The 18235-nt window shown below is 73.5% G+C and carries 1 protein-coding gene; it reads left to right on the forward strand.

Annotated elements, in window-relative coordinates; genetic code table 11:
* Window positions 1-18116 (forward strand): non-ribosomal peptide synthase/polyketide synthase (locus ACFZB9_RS36275; RefSeq protein WP_391454354.1); only part of this gene is annotated, 18116 nt, incomplete at its 5' end.
* Between the last annotated feature and the right edge of the window lie 119 nt (window positions 18117-18235).

The raw sequence follows: 18235 nt of genomic DNA on the forward strand, positions 1-18235 counted from the left end.
TGGGCGCGGACCGGGTCGGCATCGACGACAGCTTCTTCGACCTCGGCGGCCACTCCCTGCTCGCCACCCGCCTGGTCAGCCGCATCCGCAGCGAGTTCGGTGTCGAGGTGCCGATCAAGGACGTCTTCGGTGCTCCGACCGTCGCGGGTCTGGCCGGCCGGCTGGCCGCGGCCGAGGGCCGCACCCGCAAGGCCCTGGTCGCAGTCGAGCGCCCCGAGGTGGTGCCGCTCTCCTTCGCCCAGCGCCGGCTGTGGTTCCTGCACAAGCTGGAGGGCCCCTCGGCCACCTACAACATGCCCTTTGTGCTACGCCTCACCGGTGGTGTGGACGCAGGGGCGCTGCGCGCCGCACTGCTCGACCTGATCGGGCGGCACGAGTCGCTGCGCACCGTCTTCCCCGAAATCGACGGGCAGCCCCGCCAGTTGGTGCTCGGCCCGGCTCAGGCGGAACTGGGCTGGGAGCACCGGCCGACCTCTGCCGCGGCCCTCGCCGAGGCGCTGGCCGAGGGGGCCCGGTACGGCTTCGACCTCGCGGCCGAACTGCCCATCCGGGCCTGGCTCTTCGAGGTCGACCCGAACGAGAGCGTGCTGCTCCTGCTGGTGCACCACATCGCGGGTGACGGCTGGTCGATGGGCCCGCTGGCCCGCGATGTGCTGGCCGCCTACACCGCCCGTTCCCAGGGCGAGGCGCCGCACTGGGCCGAACTGCCGGTGCAGTACGCCGACTACACCCTCTGGCAGCAGGAACTGCTCGGCGACGAGCGCGACGCCACGAGCGTCTACTCCCAGCAGGTGGACTACTGGCGGGAGCAGTTGGCCGGTCTGCCCGAGCAGGTGACCTTCCCCGCCGACCGGCCACGGCCCGCCGTGGTCTCCTTCGAGGGCGCCCACCTGCCCTTCGAGCTGGACGCGGAGCTGCACCGCCGGCTGGTCGCGCTGGCCCGGCGCTCCAACATGACGGTCTTCATGGTGTTGCAGGCCGGGATGGCGGCGCTGCTGACCCGGCTCGGTGCGGGCACCGACATTCCGCTCGGTTCGCCGATCGCGGGCCGGATGGACGATGCGCTCGACGAGCTGGTCGGGTTCTTCATCAACACGCTGGTGCTGCGCACCGACACCTCGGGCGACCCGAGCTTCGAGGAGCTGCTGGGCCGGGTCCGGGAGACCAACCTGGCCGCCTACGCGCACCAGGACGTGCCGTTCGAGCACCTGGTGGAGCTGCTCAACCCGCACCGCTCGACCTCCCACCACCCGCTCTTCCAGGTCATTCTCGGCCTGCAGACCGGTCAGGACGTGGCCTTCACGCTGCCCGGTCTCCGGGTGGAGGTGGAGGGCGTGGACCTGAGCGTGGCCAAGTCCGACCTCGCGGTCAACGTGATCGAGCGCTACGACGCGGCCGGTGAGCCGCTGGGCATCGAGGCGCTGGCCGAGTACGCCACCGCCCTGTTCGACCGGGCCACCGTCGAGGGCTTCACGGTGCGCTGGGTGCGGCTGCTGGAGCAGCTGGTCGCCGACCCGTCCGCGCCGATCGGCCGGGCCGAGCTGCTGACCGGAGCGGAGCGCTCCCAGCTGCTGACCGCGTGGAACGACACGGCCGTCGAGCTGCCGGGCCAGAGTCTCGCCTCGCTCTTCGAGGCCCAGGTCCGCCGTGCCCCGCGGGCCACCGCGGTGCTCTTCGCCGGCCGGCCGGTGAGCTACGCCGAACTCAACGCCCGGGCCAACCGGTTGGCGCACTGGCTGATCGCCCAGGGGGTCGGTCCGGAGCGGCTGGTGGCCGTGGAGCTGCCGCGCTCGGTCGAGCTGGTGGTGTCCGTGCTGGCCGTGCTCAAGGCCGGTGGCGCCTATCTCCCGCTGGACCCCGAATACCCTGCCGACCGGCGGGAGTTCATGCTGCGCGACGCGCGCCCGGTGCTGGTCCTGGACGCCTCGGCGGTGGACCGGGACCTGTCCGGCCACCCGGAGACCGACCCGGGCGTCGAGGTCGACCTGCGGCACCCGGCGTACGTCATCTACACCTCCGGCTCCACCGGCACCCCCAAGGCCGTGGTCGTCACGCACACGGGCGTCGCGGCCCTGGCCCGGACCCAGACCGAGCGGCTGGCGGTCACCGGCATCAGCCGGGTGCTGCAGTTCGCCTCGCCCAGCTTCGATGTGGCCTTCGGCGACCTGTGCACCGCGTTCGCCGCGGGCGCCGCGCTCGTCGTCCCCGAGCCGGGACTGCTGTCGGGCGAGACGCTCCATCGGGTGCTGGCCGAGGACGCGGTCACCCATGTGCAGCTGCCGATGTCGGTGCTGCGCGCGATCACCTTCGACGGCATCGAGTCGGCGCTGCCGAAGCTCGAAACCGTGGTGGTCGGCGGCGAGGCCTGCCCGCCGGAGCTGGCCGCCCGCTGGTCGGCCGGTCGCCGCCTGCTCAACGCCTACGGGCCCACCGAGTCCACGGTCTGCGTCTCCACCTGCACGGTGGTCGACGGCGAGCTGCCGGCCGGCGGCGTGCTGCCGATCGGTCGCCCGGTGGTCAACACCCGGGTCTTCGTGCTCGACGCCGGCCTGCGGCCGGTGCCGGCCGGGGTGCCGGGGGAGCTGTACGTAACCGGCGACGGCCTGGCGCGCGGCTACGCCGGCCGGCCCGGTCTGACGGCGGAGCGGTTCGTGGCGAGCCCCTTCGAGCCGGGTGCCCGCCTGTACCGCACCGGTGACCTGGTGCGCTGGCGGGCGGACGGCGAGCTGGAGTTCCTGGGCCGGGCCGACGAGCAGGTCAAGGTACGCGGTTTCCGGATCGAGCCCGGCGAGATCGAGGCGGCGCTGACCGCCACCGCCGGGGTGCGCCAGGCGGCCGTGGTCGTCCGCGAGGACACTCCCGGGGATCAGCGCCTGGTGGCCTACGTGCTGCCGGACGTACTGCCGCAGGGCGCCGCCGTGCTCGAACCCGCGGCGCTGCTGCGCGAGTTGGCCGGACGGTTGCCGGAGTACCTGGTGCCCTCGGCCGTGCTGGTGCTGGACGAGCTGCCGCTGACCGCCAACGGCAAGCTGGACCGCCGGGCCCTGCCGGTACCCGACTACGCGGCGGGCGCCACCGGCCGCGGTCCGCGCACGGTGCAGGAGGAGGTGCTGTGCGGCCTGTTCGCCGAGGTGCTCGGTGTGAGCAGGGCCGGCATCGACGACAGCTTCTTCGAGCTCGGCGGCCACTCGCTGCTGGCCACCCGGCTGATCAGCCGGATCCGCAGCGTGCTCGGCGTGGAGCTGCCGATCAAGGACGTCTTCGCCGCGCCGACGGTGGCGGGCCTGGCGGCCCGGCTGGCCGCGGTCGAGGGCCGGACGCGCTCGGCGCTGGTCGCGGTCGAGCGGCCGGAGGTGCTGCCGCTCTCCTTCGCCCAGCGTCGCCTGTGGTTCCTGCACAAGCTGGAAGGCCGCTCGGCGACCTACAACATGCCGCTGGCGCTGCGACTTTCCGGTGGCGTGGACGCGCAGGCGCTGCGTGCCGCGCTGCTCGATGTGATCGGGCGGCACGAGTCGCTGCGCACCGTCTTCCCGGAGATCGGCGCAGAGCCGCGCCAGCTGGTGCTCGACGCGGCGGGCGTCGGGCTCGACTGGCGGACTCTGCGGGTCGTTGAGGAGGAGCTGGCCGGTGCGCTGGCGCGAGCGGCGCGTTACGGTTTCGACTTGGCCACGGAAATACCCGTCCGCGCCCGGCTGTTCGAGATCGGTCCGGATGAGAGCGTGTTGCTCCTGCTGGTGCATCACATCGCGGGTGACGGCTGGTCGATGGGTCCGCTCGCGCGGGATGTGGTGACGGCCTACACGGCCCGCTCGCAGGGGATCACCCCGCAGTGGTCCGAACTGCCGGTGCAGTATGCCGACTACACCTTGTGGCAGCGTGAACTGCTCGGTAACGAGGGCGACTCCGCCAGCGTCTATGCCCGGCAGGTGGAGTACTGGCGTGCGCAGCTGGCCGGCCTGCCCGAGCAGGTGACCTTCCCCGCCGACCACCCGCGGCCCGCCCTGGCCTCCCACCAGGGCTCCGCTCTCGCCTTCGAGTGGGATGCCGAGCTGCACCGGCGACTGATCCTGCTCGCCCGGCGTTCCAACACGACGGTGTTCATGGTGGTGCAGGCGGCCGTGGCGGCGCTGCTCACCCGTCTCGGCGCGGGGACCGACATCCCCTTGGGCTCGCCGATCGCCGGCCGGATGGACGATGCGCTGGACGAGTTGGTCGGCTTCTTCGTCAACACGCTGGTGCTGCGCACGGACACCTCCGGCGACCCCAGCTTCGAGGAGTTGCTGGCGCGGGTGCGGGAGGCGAGCCTGGCCGCGTACGCGCACCAGGAGGTGCCGTTCGAGTACCTGGTGGAACTGCTCAACCCCCAGCGCTCAAGCGCTCGTCACCCTCTCTTCCAGGTGATCGTCGCGTTCCAGAACAACGCGCGAGCCGACCTCGAACTGCCCGGCCTGACCGTCTCGGAGCAGGAGGTGGACCTTGGCGTGGTCAAGGCCGATCTGGAGCTGATCCTCGCGGAACAGCAGAAGGCCGACGGGACGCCCGCCGGCATCCACGGCCTGGTGCAGTACCGCGCCGATCTCTTCGAGCACCGCACGGTGGAGCGCCTCGCGCTGTGGCTGCGGCAGCTTCTCGACACCGTGGCCGCCACCCCGCAGCTCCCGTTGAGTGAGCTGGACCTGCTCGGCGACCAGGAGCGGACCAGGATCCTGGTCGAGTGGAACGCACCGGCGCAGCTCGACGCGAGCCTGCCGGCGACGCTCGAACACCTGCTGGCCGTGGGGGTGGCCGGTGCCCCGCGCGACGCGGCGGTCGTGGACGGACAGCTGTCGCTGCCCGCCCTCCCCGAACTCCTGCGCGCCCGCGCGGCCGCCACACCGGAGGCCATCGCGCTGGTCGGTGAGGGCAGTGAGCTGACCTACGCCCAGCTTGAGGCCCGGGCCAACCGCCTGGCCCACCACCTGATCGCGCTGGGTGTGACGGCCGAGACCCCGGTCGCGCTGCTGATGGAGCGCTCGATCGCGCAGGTCGTGGCCACCCTCGCGGTGGTCAAAGCCGGCGGCTGCTACGTGCCGCTCCACACGGGTTACCCCGCCGAGTCGCTCTCCTGGGTGCTCGCGGACACCGGGGCGCCCGTCCTGCTGACTGACCGTGCCCTGGCCGAGCGGGAGTTCGAGCACACGGCCACGGTCCTGGTGGTGGACGACCCGCTCCTCCAGCAGGCGCTGGAACGGGAGCAAGACGCCGCCCCCGCGGTGGCCGTCGACCCCGAACAGCTGGCCTACGTCGTCTACACCTCCGGCTCCACCGGCCGTCCCAAGGGCGTGGGCGCCCGGCACCGCGACGTCACCGCCTTCGCCGCCGATCGCCGCTGGCACACCGGCGCCCACGAGCGGATCCTGGTGCACTCGCCGCACGCCTTCGACGCCTCCACCTACGAGCTGTGGGTACCGCTGCTGGGCGGCGGCCGGGCCGTGCTGGCCCCGGCCCGCACGCTGACCCCGCACGACCTGCGGGAGCTGGTGGCCGAGCACGGCATCACCGCGATCTTCCTGACCACCGGCCTGTTCACACTGGCCGCCCAGGAGCTGCCGGGCTGCTTCGCCGGCGTGCACGAGGTGTGGACCGGCGGCGACGCCGTGCCGGCCGCCGCCATCCGTGCCGTCATGGACGCCTGCCCCGGCACCGTGGTGACGGACGTCTACGGCCCCACCGAGACCACCACCTTCGCCACCTGCCACCCCGTGCGTGATGCTGCCGAGCTGGGTGCCACCGTGCCGATCGGCCGGCCGCTCGACAACACCCGGGCGTACGTCCTGGACAGCGCGCTGCGCCCGGTGCCGTTCGGCGTCCCCGGTGAGCTCTACCTGGCGGGCGCCGGGCTGGCCCGCGGCTACCTGAACCGCCGCGCGCTGACCGCCGAGCGGTTCGTCGCCAACCCGCTCGGCGCGCCCGGCGAGCGCATGTACCGCACCGGCGACCTGGTGCGCTGGAGCGCGGCGGGGGAGCTGGAGTTCCTCAGCCGGGTGGACCACCAGGTCAAGATCCGCGGCTTCCGGGTCGAACCCGGCGAGATCGAGTCCCTGCTGGCGGCCTTCGACGGCGTGCGGCAGGCGGTCGTCGTCGCCCGTGAGGATGTGCCCGGCGACCAGCGGCTGGTGGCCTACGTCGTCCCCGAGGGCACCACCGCGATGGACCCCGGTGTGCTCCTCGCCAACCTGGCCGAGCGGCTGCCGAAGTTCATGGTCCCCGCAGCTGTGGTGGTGCTGGAGCGGCTGCCCCTGACTCCCAACGGCAAGCTGGACCGCGACGCGCTGCCCGTCCCGGACCACGCGTCCGGGGCCGAGGGTGGGCGGGCCCCGCGGACGGAGCTGGAAGAGACGCTGTGCCGGCTTTTCGCCGAGCTCCTGAACGTGGAGCAGGTCGGTATCGACGACGGCTTCTTCGACCTGGGCGGCCACTCGCTGCTGGCCACCCGGCTGGTCAGCCGCGTCCGCAGTGAGCTGGACATCGAGATCCCCTTCCGGACGCTGTTCGAGTCGCCGACGGTGGCCGGGCTGGTCGGGCAGCTGGACCTCGGTGGCCCCACGCGCGCCGCCCTGGCCCCCATGCCGCGCCCCGAGGTGGCGCCGCTCTCCTTCGCGCAGCGCCGGCTGTGGTTCCTGCACCAGCTGGAGGGGGCCTCGGCGACCTACAACATCCCGCTGCCGCTCCGGCTGAAGGGCGAGGTGGACCGGGAGGCGATGCACGCCGCGCTGCGCGACGCGGTCGGCCGGCACGAGCCGCTGCGGACGGTCTTCGGCGAGGCGGACGGTGAGCCACACCAGGTGGTGCTGGGCGAGGGCTCGGCCGAGTTCGGCTGGGAGTGCCGCCCGGTCGCGCAGGCGCAGCTCGCGGCGGAGCTGAACGAGGCGGCCCGCTACGGGTTCGACCTGGCCACCGAGGCGCCGTTCCGAGCCTGGCTCTTCGAGGTCGGGCCGGACGACCACGTGCTGTTGCTGCTGCTGCACCACATCGCGGGTGACGGCTGGTCGATGGGTCCGCTCGCGCGTGACGTCGTGGCGGCCTACACGACCCGTCGGCAGGGCGGCGTGCCGCAGTGGTCCGAACTGCCGGTGCAGTACATCGACTACACCCTGTGGCAGCGCGAACTGCTCGGCGCCGAGGACGATCCGCGGAGCATGTACGGCCGGCAACTGGACTACTGGCGTACCGCACTGGCCGGCCTGCCCGAACAGCTGGCGCTGCCTGCCGACCGGTCCCGGCCCGCCGTCGCCTCGTACGCCGGCGCGTCCGTGGGTTGCGAGCTGGACGCGAAGCTGCACCAGCAGCTGACCGCGCTGGCGCGGGAGACGGGTGGGACGGTTCCCATGGTCCTCCAGGCGGCCCTCGCGGCGCTGCTGACCCGGCTGGGCTCGGGCACCGACATCCCGATCGGTTCGCCGATCGCGGGACGGCTGGACTCCGCGCTCGACGACCTCGTCGGCTTCTTCGTCAACACCCTGGTGCTGCGCACCGACACCGCCGGCGACCCGACCTTCCGCACACTGGTGGAGCGGGTGCGGGAGACCAACCTGGCCGCGTTCGCGCACCAGGACGTGCCGTTCGACCACCTGGTGGAGCTGCTCAAGCCGCAGCGCTCCGCCGCGCACCACCCGCTGTTCCAGGTGATGCTCGTCGTCCAGGACAACCCGACCGGCGGCTTCGAGCTGCCCGGCCTGGAGGTCAGCGGCGAGCCGGTCGACATCGAGACCGCCAAGGTCGACCTCTCGGTGAACGTGATGGAGCGCCACACCTCCACCGGCATGCCGGCGGGCATCGTCGGCGCGATGAAGTACGCGACCGACCTCTTCGACCGCGCGACGATCGAGCGCGTACTGGCGCGCTGGCAGCGGCTGCTGGAGCAGCTGCTGACCGACCCGGAGCTGCGCATCGGTCAGGCGGAACTGCTGGACGAACAGGAGCGCGGGCAGATGCTGACGACCTGGAACGACACGGCCGTCGAGGTGCCGCAGGCCACCGTCTCCGAGCTGTTCGAGACCCAGGCGCGGCGCAGCCCCGATGCGGTGGCGGTGGTCTGCGGCGAGGAGTCGCTGACCTACGGGGAGCTGAACGCCCGGGCCAACCGGCTGGCGCACCAGCTGATCGGCCGGGGCGTGGGCCCGGAGCGGCTGGTGGCCGTGGTGCTGCCGCGCTCGGTCGACCTGGTGGCCGCGCTGCTGGCGGTGCTCAAGACCGGCGCCGCGTACGTGCCGGTGGACCCGGAGTACCCGGCCGAGCGGCGCGCGTACATCCTCGCCGACGCGGCGCCCGCCCTGGTGCTGGACGAGGCGGTGCTGGCCCAGGACCTGTCCGGGTACTCCGAGGAGGACCCGGAGATCGACGTCGAGATGGCCCACCCGGCCTACGTCATCTACACCTCCGGCTCCACCGGCCGGCCCAAGGGCGTGGTCGTCGAGCACCGCGCGGTGGCCAACTACCTCAACTGGACCGCGCACCACTACCCGGCGGCCCGCGGTGCCACCCTGGTGCCCACCTCGGTCGCCTTCGACCTGACCGTCACCGGCCTGTACACCACCCTGGTGGTCGGCGGCCGGGTCTACCTGAACACCCTGGACGAGGTCGCCGACCAGCGGGCCGGCGTTCCGGTGGCGCTGCTCAAGGCCACGCCCTCGCACCTGCCGATGCTCGGCGAGCTGCCCAGGCAGTGGTCACCCGGCGAGATGCTGATCCTCGGCGGTGAGGCGCTCGGCGCCGAGCTGCTCGCCCAGTGGCGCGCGGCCCACAAGCGGGTCACGGTGGTCAACGCCTACGGGCCCACCGAGACCACCGTCAACTGCACCGAGTTCCGGATCGGCCCCAAGGACAAGCTGCCCGCGGGCCCGGTGCCGATCGGCCGCCCGTTCTGGAACATGCGCACCTATGTGCTGGACGACCGGCTGCGGCCGGTGCCCACCGGCGCGGCCGGCGAGCTGTACGTGGCCGGCGCCCAGCTGGCCCGCGGCTACCTGGGCCGCGCGGGGCTGACGGCCGAGCGGTTCGTCGCCTGCCCCTTCGAGCCCGGGGCCCGGATGTACCGCACCGGCGACCTCGCGCGCTGGCGCCAGGACGGCCAGCTGGAGTACGCGGGCCGGGCCGACGAGCAGGTCAAGGTGCGCGGCTTCCGGATCGAGCCCGGCGAGATCGCCGCGGTCCTGCTGGAGCACCCGGCGGTGCGTCAGGCGGTCGTGGTGGCCCGCGGGACCGAGCAGGGCGACACCCAGCTGGTCGGCTACGTGGTCCCGGCCGCCGAGGGCGCCCTCGACACCGCCGCGCTGCGCGCCCACGTCGCCGCGGCGCTGCCGGAGTACATGGTCCCGGCGGCCGTGGTGGCCATCGGGACGGTGCCGCTGACGCCCAACGGCAAGCTCGACCACCGCGCGCTGCCCGCACCGGAGTTCGGCACCCTCAGCAGCGGCCGCGCCCCGCGCACGCCGCAGGAGGAGCTGCTCTGCGGGCTGTTCGCCGGCGTGCTCGGCGTGGACCGGGTGACCATCGACGACAGCTTCTTCGACCTCGGCGGGCACTCGCTGCTCGCCACCCGCCTGGTCAGCCGGATCCGGGCCGCCCTCGGCGTCGAGGTGCCGATCGGCCGGGTCTTCGAGTCCCCGACCGTGGCCGCGCTGGCCGCCGGGCTGGAGGCGGGTGGGGCAACCCGCTCGGCACTGGTGCCCATGGCACGCCCGGCGGTGGTACCGCTCTCCTTCGCACAGCGCCGACTGTGGTTCCTGCACAAGCTGGAGGGGCCCTCGGCCGCGTACAACTGGCCGCTCGCGCTGCGCCTGTCGCCGTGGGTGGACCAGGAGGCCCTGAGCGCGGCGCTCCAGGACCTGGTGGAACGGCACGAGTCGCTGCGCACGGTCTTCTCGGAGGTTGACGGCGAACCGCGGCAGGTGGTGATCGACGCGTCCGCGGCGGGGCTGCGGCTCGACGTCGAGGAGGTTCCGGTACGGCGGCTGCACCAGGCCGTCCAGGAGGCGGTCGGCCGGAAACTGAGCCTGGACGGCGAACCACCGGTGCGGGCCTGGCTGTTCGTCCCCACCGAGGCAGCGGGCGGGCCCGGCTCGGCCGAACCGGTGCTGGTCGTGCTGATGCACCACATCGTCGGCGACGGCGCCTCCCGCGCCCCGCTGATGCGCGACCTGGCCCAGGCCTACGAGGCCCGCGTGCGCGGCGCGGCCCCCGACTGGGCGCCGCTGCCCGTCCAGTACGTCGACTACGCGATCTGGCAGCAGGAGCTGCTCGGCCGCACCGAGGAGCCCGACAGTCTGGTCTCGCAGCAACTCGGCTACTGGAAGGACGCGCTGGCCGGCATCCCGTCCCAGCTCGACCTGCCCACCGACCGACCGCGCCCGGCGGTGGCCGGCTACCGCGGCGACATCGTGGAGTTCAGCCTCGACGCGGAGCTGCACGCCGGGCTGCGCAAGCTGGCCGCCGACTCCCACACGACGCTCTTCATGGTGCTCCAGGCCGGTTTCGCCGCCCTGCTCTCGCGCCTGGGCGCCGGGACGGACATCCCCGTCGGGGTGCCGATCGCCGGCCGCACCGACGAGGCCCTCACCGACCTGATCGGCTTCTTCGTCAACACCCTGGTGCTGCGCACCGACACCAGCGGCAACCCCGGCTTCACCGAGCTGCTCGGCCAGGTCCGGGAGACCTCGCTGACCGCCTACGCCAACCAGGACCTGCCCTTCGAGTACCTCGTCGAGGCGCTCAACCCGGTGCGGTCGCTGGCCAGCAACGCGCTCTTCCAGGTGATGTTCGCGCTGCACAACGTGGACGCGCCCACGCTGCGCATCCACGACCTGGAGGCGACCCACTACCCGCTCGACGGCGGCCAGGCCAAGTTCGACCTCTTCCTCAACCTGGCCGAGGCGCACGCTACCGAGGGCGGCCCGGCGGGCCTGGGCGGCGCCCTGGAGTACGCCACCGAGCTGTTCGAGCGCGCCACCGTCGAGAAGATCGCCCGCTGGTACGAGAACCTGCTGCGCGCCGTGGTGCGCGACCCGGCGGTGCGGATCGCCGACGCCGAGCTGCTGCGCCCCGAGGAGCTGGCCGAGGTGCTGGTGGCCCGCAACGCCGCCACCGCCGGGCACCCCGCCGAGCCGGTGCACGAGCGCATCCAGCGCCAGGCCGCGCTCACCCCCGCGGCGCTCGCCGTGCGGGCCGGTGACCAGAGCGCCGACTACCGGCAGCTCAACGGGCGGGCCAACCGGCTGGCCCGGCTGCTCATCGAGCGCGGGATCGGCCGGGAGAGCGTGGTGGCGCTCGCGCTGCCCCGCTCGGTGGACCTGGTGGTGGCGCTGCTGGCGGTGCAGAAGACCGGCGCCGCCTACCTGCCGATGGACCCGACCAACCCCGCCGACCGGCTGGCCTACGTCCTGCGGGACGCCGAGCCCGCCGCGCTGATCACCACCGAGGCGATCCGCGGGACGCTGCCGAGCCCGCTGCCGGCGCCGGCCGTCGAGCTGGGCCAGGCGCAGGTCGAGCAGCTGCTGGCCGGCCTCCCGGAGGAGGACCTGAGCGCGGCCGAGCGGGCCCGGAACCATCCGGCGGACGCCGCCTACGTCATCTACACCTCCGGCTCGACCGGCTACCCCAAGGGCGTGGTGATCTCCTACGCGAGCATCGCCCACTTCCTGGACGCGGTCCTGGCCCGCCTCGACCTCACGCCCGAGGACCGGATGGTGGCCGCGACCACCATCACCTTCGACATCGCGGCCGTGGAGATCTACGCCCCGCTGCTGTGCGGCGCCGGCGTGGAGCTGGCCACCGACCGGGTCGCCAAGGACCCGATCGCCCTGCACCGCCTGATCCGCGAGAGCGGCGCCACCGTCTTCCAGGGCACCCCCTCGGTCTACCGCTCGATGCTCGCGCAGGACCTCGAAGCGTTGCCCGGGGTGCGGCTGCTGGTCGGCGGCGAGGCGTTGCCCGCCGCGCTCGCCGAGCGGATGCACGCCCAGGGCGGCGGCGTGCTCAACCTGTACGGGCCGACCGAGGCCACCGTGTGGATCACCGCGAGCGAGGTGACCGACCGTCCGCCGCTGATCGGCCTGCCGCTGCGCGGCGCCGAGGTCTACGTGCTGGACGCCCGGCTGCGGCCGGTGCCGGACGGCGTGGCCGGCGAGCTGTACCTGGCCGGCCCGTTCCTGGCCCGCGGCTACCTGAACCGGCCCGGCCTGAGCGCCGAGCGCTTCGTGGCCAACCCCTACGGCGCGCCGGGCGCCCGCATGTACCGCACCGGCGACCTGGCCAAGTGGCGGGCCGGTCAGGGCCTGGAGTTCGTCGGCCGGGTCGACGACCAGGTCAAGGTGCGCGGCTTCCGGATCGAACTCGGCGAGATCGAGGCCGCGCTCTCCCGGCAGGAGGGCATCGCGGCGGCCACCGTGCTGGTCCGCGAGGACAACGACACCCCGACGCTGGTGGGCTACGTGGTGCCCGACCAGGACTGGGTGGAGGGTCACGACAGCGCCGAGGACAGCCGGCAGGTCGAGTCCTGGCAGGCCGTCTACGAGTCGGTCTACCGCGACCAGGCGGACAGCGGCGGCTTCTGGGAGGACTTCGGGATCTGGACCAGCAGCTACGACGGCTCCCCGATCCCGCTCGCCCAGATGCGCGAGTGGCGTGCGGCGGCCGTCGCGCAGATCCTGCGGCTCAACCCGCGCAACGTGCTCGAACTGGGTGTCGGCAACGGCCTGATCCTCTCCCAGCTGGCGCCGCACTGCGCCGCCTACTGGGGCACCGACTTCTCGGCCGCGGCGATCGAGAGTCTGCGCACCAGGACGGCCGGGCAGCCGGAGCCGGCCGGGCGGGTCGAACTGCGCGCCCAGCCCGCCGACGACATCACCGGCCTGCCGACCGGGTTCTTCGACACCATCGTCCTCAACTCGGTGGCCCAGTACTTCCCGCACGCCGACTACCTGCTCGACGTCATCCGCAAGAGCCTGGAGCTGCTGACCCCCGGCGGCCACCTGGTGCTCGGCGACATCCGCAACCTGCGGCTGCTGCGCCAGCTCCAGGCGGGCGTGGTGGCCGGCCGGCTGGACCCGCAGGCGGAGCCGGACCCGGCGGCCGCCCGCACGCTGGTGGAGCAGAAGGTGCTGGCGGAGGAGGAACTGCTGCTGGCGCCCGACTTCTTCACCCGGCTCGGCGAGAGCCTGCCCGGTGTCGGCCACGTCGACATCCGGCTCAAGCGCGCCACGTACGCCAACGAGCTCTCCCGCTACCGCTACGACGTGGTGATCGGCAAGTCCCCGGCCACGGCGGCGCAGGTGGCCGGGCTGCCGGAGCTGAGCTGGCCGGCGGTGGGCGCGAGTACGGCGGGGCTGGCGGCGGCGCTGCGCGCCCACCCGGCGGGCCTGCGGCTGGCCGATGTACCCAACGCCCGGCTGCTGGCCGACCACGCGGCGCTGCGCGCCATCGAGGGCGGCGGCGAGGCCGGCGCGACGCTGCCTGCCGGGGCCGCCCTGGACCCCGAGGCGATCCACGAACTGGCCGCAGCCCAGGGCCTGGTGGCGGTGGCGACCTGGTCCGACTCCGGCCGGGACGACTGCTTCGACGCGGTCTTCCGCCCCGCCGGGCAGGACGGCCCGGTGACCGCCTACCGCGGCAGCGCCGCCACCCGCGCCGAGCGGCAGGCCAACAGCCCCGCCCGCTCCCGCCGCCTGATCGAGCTGAACCGGCGACTGCGTTCCGAACTGCGCGCGTGGCTGCCCGAGTACATGGTCCCGGCCGCCTTCGTGGTGCTGGACCGGCTGCCGCTCTCCCCGATCGGCAAGCTGGACCGCAAGGCGCTGCCGGCCCCCGACTACCAGGCGCTCAGCGGGGACCGCGAGCCGCGCAACGCCCAGGAGACCGAGCTGTGCGGCCTGTTCGCCGAGGTGCTCGGCCTGGAGCGGGTGGGCATCGACGACAGCTTCTTCGACCTCGGCGGCCACTCGCTGCTGGCCACCCGGCTGGTGAGCCGGATCCGCGGCGTCTTCGGCGCCGAGATCCCGATCGCCACCGTCTTCGACGACCCGACCGTGGCGGGCCTGGCCCAGCGCCTGGCCGGCAGCGAGCGGGCGCGGGCCGCCCTGGTGCCGATGGCACGCCCGCAGGTCGTGCCGCTCTCCTTCGCCCAGCGCCGGCTCTGGTTCCTGTACAAGCTGGAGGGGCCCTCGGCCACCTACAACATGCCGCTGGCCCTGCGGCTGACCGGTCCGCTGGACCGGCAGGCGCTGCACGCCGCGCTGCTCGACGTGGCGGCCCGGCACGAGTCGCTGCGCACCGTGTTCCCCGAAGTCCAGGGCCAGCCACACCAGTTGGTGCTGGACCCGGGGCAGGCCGAGATCGGCTGGGAGAGCCGGACGGTGACCGAGGCCGAGCTGCCCGCGGCCCTGGCGGCCGCCGCCCGGCACGGCTTCGACCTTGCCACCGAGGCGCCGCTGCGCGCCTGGCTGTTCGGCACCGGCGGCGAGGAGCACGTCCTGCTGGTGCTGCTGCACCACATCGCCGGTGACGGCTGGTCGCTGGCGCCGCTGGCCAAGGACCTGGTCGCCGCCTACACCGCACGGCTCGCCGGAGACGCCCCGCAGCTGGGTGAACTGCCGGTCCAGTACGCCGACTTCACCCTGTGGCAGCGTCAGGTGCTGGGGGACGAGGCCGACCCGGACAGCGCCATCGCCCGGCAGGTCGCCTTCTGGCGCGAGCAACTGGCCGGCGCCCCGCAGGAGCTGGCGCTGCCCACCACCCGGCCCCGCCCCGCCCAGCCCGGCCACCAGGGCGGGAGCGTCGGCTTCGAGCTGCCCGCCCAGGTGCACCGCGCGCTGGCGGCGCTGGCCGCCGAGTCCGGGGCGAGCGTCTTCATGACGCTGCAGGCCACCATGGCGGTGCTGCTCTCCCGGATGGGCGCCGGGGAGGACATCGTCCTCGGCACGGCGATCGCCGGGCGCACCGACGAGGCGCTGGACGATCTGATCGGGTTCTTCGTCAACACCCTGGTGCTGCGCACCGACCTGTCGGGCAACCCCGGCTTCACCGAGCTGCTCGGCCGGGTCCGCCGGCGCGACCTGGCCGTCTACGCCCACCAGGACCTGTCGTTCGAGCGGCTGGTCGAGATCATCAACCCGGACCGCTCCAGCACCCGGCACCCGCTGTTCCAGGTCATGATGTCGCTCGGCAACACCGGCGCGGCCGACCTGACCCTGCCCGGCCTCACCGTCGGCTTCGCCGAAGTCGGCACCGGAGCAGCCAAGTTCGACCTGGACTTCGCGTTCAGTGAGACCTTCGCCGAGGACGGCACGCCCGCGGGCCTGGCCGGCTCGCTGCGCTACGCCGTCGACCTGTTCGACCGCGCGGACGCGGAGGCGATCGTGGCCCGGCTGGGCACGGTGGCCCGCGCCGTGACCGCCGACCCGCACCGGCCCATCGGTGAGATCGACGTGCTGACCGCGGCCGAACGCCGCACGGTGCTGTACGACTGGAACGACACCGACCGTGCCGTGCCGGACACCACCCTGGTGGAGCTCTTCGAGGCCCAGGCCGCGGCGACCCCGCAGTCGGTGGCGGTGGTGGCCCAGGGCGGCCGGCTCGCCTACCGGGAGCTGAACGAGCGGGCCAACCAGCTCGCCCGCCGGCTGGTGGACCAGGGCGTGGGCCCCGAGCAGTTCGTCGCGCTGGCCGTGCCGAACTCGGTCGAGACGCTGGTGGCGATGCTCGCGGTGCTCAAGGCCGGGGCCGCCTACCTGCCGCTCGACCTCGCGCACCCGGCGGACCGGCTGGCCTTCGCCCTGGCGGACACCGCGCCGAGCTGCGTGCTCACCACCACGCAGGCCGCGGCCCTGCTCCCGGAGACCGGCCGGCCGCTCCTGCTGCTGGACGACCCGCGGACGGTCAGCGCCCTCGCCGCCCGCCCGGCCGGGAACCTGACCGAGGCCGAGCGCACCGCCGCGCTGCTGCCCCAGCACGCCGCCTACCTGATCTACACCTCGGGCTCGACCGGGCGGCCCAAGGGCGTGGTGCTGGAACACCGCCAGGTGGCGCACTACCTGCACTGGACCACCCGGCACTACCCGGCCGCGGGCGGCACCACCCTGGTGCCCTCCTCCATCGCCTTCGACCTCACCGTGACGGGGCTGTACACCACCCTGCTCAGCGGCGGCCGGGTGCACCTCAGCACGCTGGAGGAGTCCGTGCCGGGCGCCGAGCCGGACGCCGGTGCTCCGGTGACGCTGCTGAAGGCGACCCCCTCGCACCTGCCGCTGCTCCGGACCCGCCCCGAGGAGTGGTCGCCGAGCGAGCTGCTGATCCTCGGCGGTGAGGCGCTGGTCGCCGAGACGATCGAACCGTGGCGCGCGCAGCACCCCGAGGTGACCGTGATCAACGCCTACGGGCCCACCGAACTGACCGTCAACTGCGCGCAGTTCGAGATCCCGCCGGGCGAGCAGCCGGCCGGTGGGCCGGTGCCGATCGGCCGCCCGTTCTGGAACATGCGCGCCTATGTGCTCGACGCCGGGCTGCGCCCGGTGCTGCCGGGCGCGGTGGGCGAGCTGTACGTCGCCGGTGTCCAGGTCGCCCGCGGCTACCTGGGCCGACCCGGCCTGACGGCGGAGCGGTTCGTCGCTTCGCCGTTCGAGCCGGGGGTCCGGATGTACCGCACCGGCGACCTGGCGCGCTGGCGCACCGACGGGCAGTTGGAGTTCGCCGGGCGGGCCGATGAGCAGGTGAAGGTGCGCGGGTTCCGGATCGAGCCCGGCGAGATCGCCGCGGTGCTGGCCGCGCAGCCCGCGGTGCGCCAGGCCGTGGTGGTCGCCCGCGAGGACGGCCCCGGCGGGGTGCGGCTGATCGGCTACGTGGTTCCCGCCGATGGGGCCGCGGAGCTGGACGTGCGGGCGCTGCGGGTCCGGGTGGCCGAGCAGCTGCCGGAGTACATGGTGCCCTCGGCCGTCATGGCGATCGAGGCGGTGCCGCTGACGGCCAACGGCAAGCTGGACCGCCGGGCCCTGCCCGCCCCCGACTACGCCGGGGCCGGCCAGGGGCGGGCACCGCGCACCCCGCACGAGGAGGTGCTCTGCCGGCTCTTCACCGAGGTGCTGGGCGTGGAGTACGTCGGTATCGACGACAGCTTCTTCGACCTCGGCGGGCACTCGCTGCTGGCCACCCGCCTGGTGAGCCGGATCGGCGCCGTGCTCGGCACCGAACTTCCCCTGCGGGCGCTCTTCACGGCGCCGACCGTGGCCGGGCTGGCCGAGCGGCTGCACGCCGGCGGCTACGAGAACGCGCTGGACGTGCTGCTGCCGCTGCGCACCGGGGGAGAGCGCGAGCCGCTGTTCTGCATCCACCCCGGCAGCGGCCTGAGTTGGTGCTACACCGGCCTGCTGCAGTACATCGACCAGGACACCCCGGTCTACGCCCTGCAGGCCCGCGGCCTGACCGAGGAGGGCAGGTTCCCGGCCTCGATCGAGGAGATCGCCGAGGACTACCTGGAGCAGATCCGCCAGGTCCAGCCCGAGGGCCCCTACCACCTGCTCGGCTGGTCGTTCGGCGGTGGCGTGGCGCACGCGATCGCAGCCCTGCTGGAGAAGAGCGGACAGCGGGTGGGGTTGCTGACGATGCTCGACAGCCACCCGGTCAACCCGGTCGACCGCCGGGAGATCGAGGAAGCGATGCCCAAGGTGCGGATGGCCGACGTCCACCGGGCGATGCTGGAACTGTTCGACATCAAGCTGACCGACGAGGAGGCGGCGGAGCTGACCCACGAGGACACGGTCGAGCTCCTGCGCACCAAGAACACCGCGATGGCCGGCCTGAAGGAGTCCGAGGTCAGGGCTACGATGTATCTGACGATGCATCACTCCCTGCTCGGCCTTGATGCATCCCCGGGCCAGGTGTCCGCGCCGACGCTGATCCTGGCCGCCACCGGCGGCGAGCTGGACGTCAAGCTCGACCGCGGGGCGTGGGACCCCTACCTCACTGGCGGAGTCCACTTCAGGACCGTCGGTTTCCGGCACACGCACCTGATGAATCCGGAACCGCTGCGGGAGATCGGCCCGATCGTGTCGCAAGAGCTTCGCCGGGCGTTCCTGAACGCTTCGCAGTGATCCGGGAGTCCTGAACCGCGTTGCCGTGCGGACGGACTCCGTGCCGCACGGCAACGCGCCCGGGATGATCCGGGCACCGCGGCGGGCGCATCGCGGGAGCGAATGCCCCGGCCGCCCAC

Origin of the sequence: Kitasatospora sp. NPDC008050 (assembly GCF_042957465.1) — a bacterium.
GTDB lineage: Bacteria > Actinomycetota > Actinomycetes > Streptomycetales > Streptomycetaceae > Kitasatospora.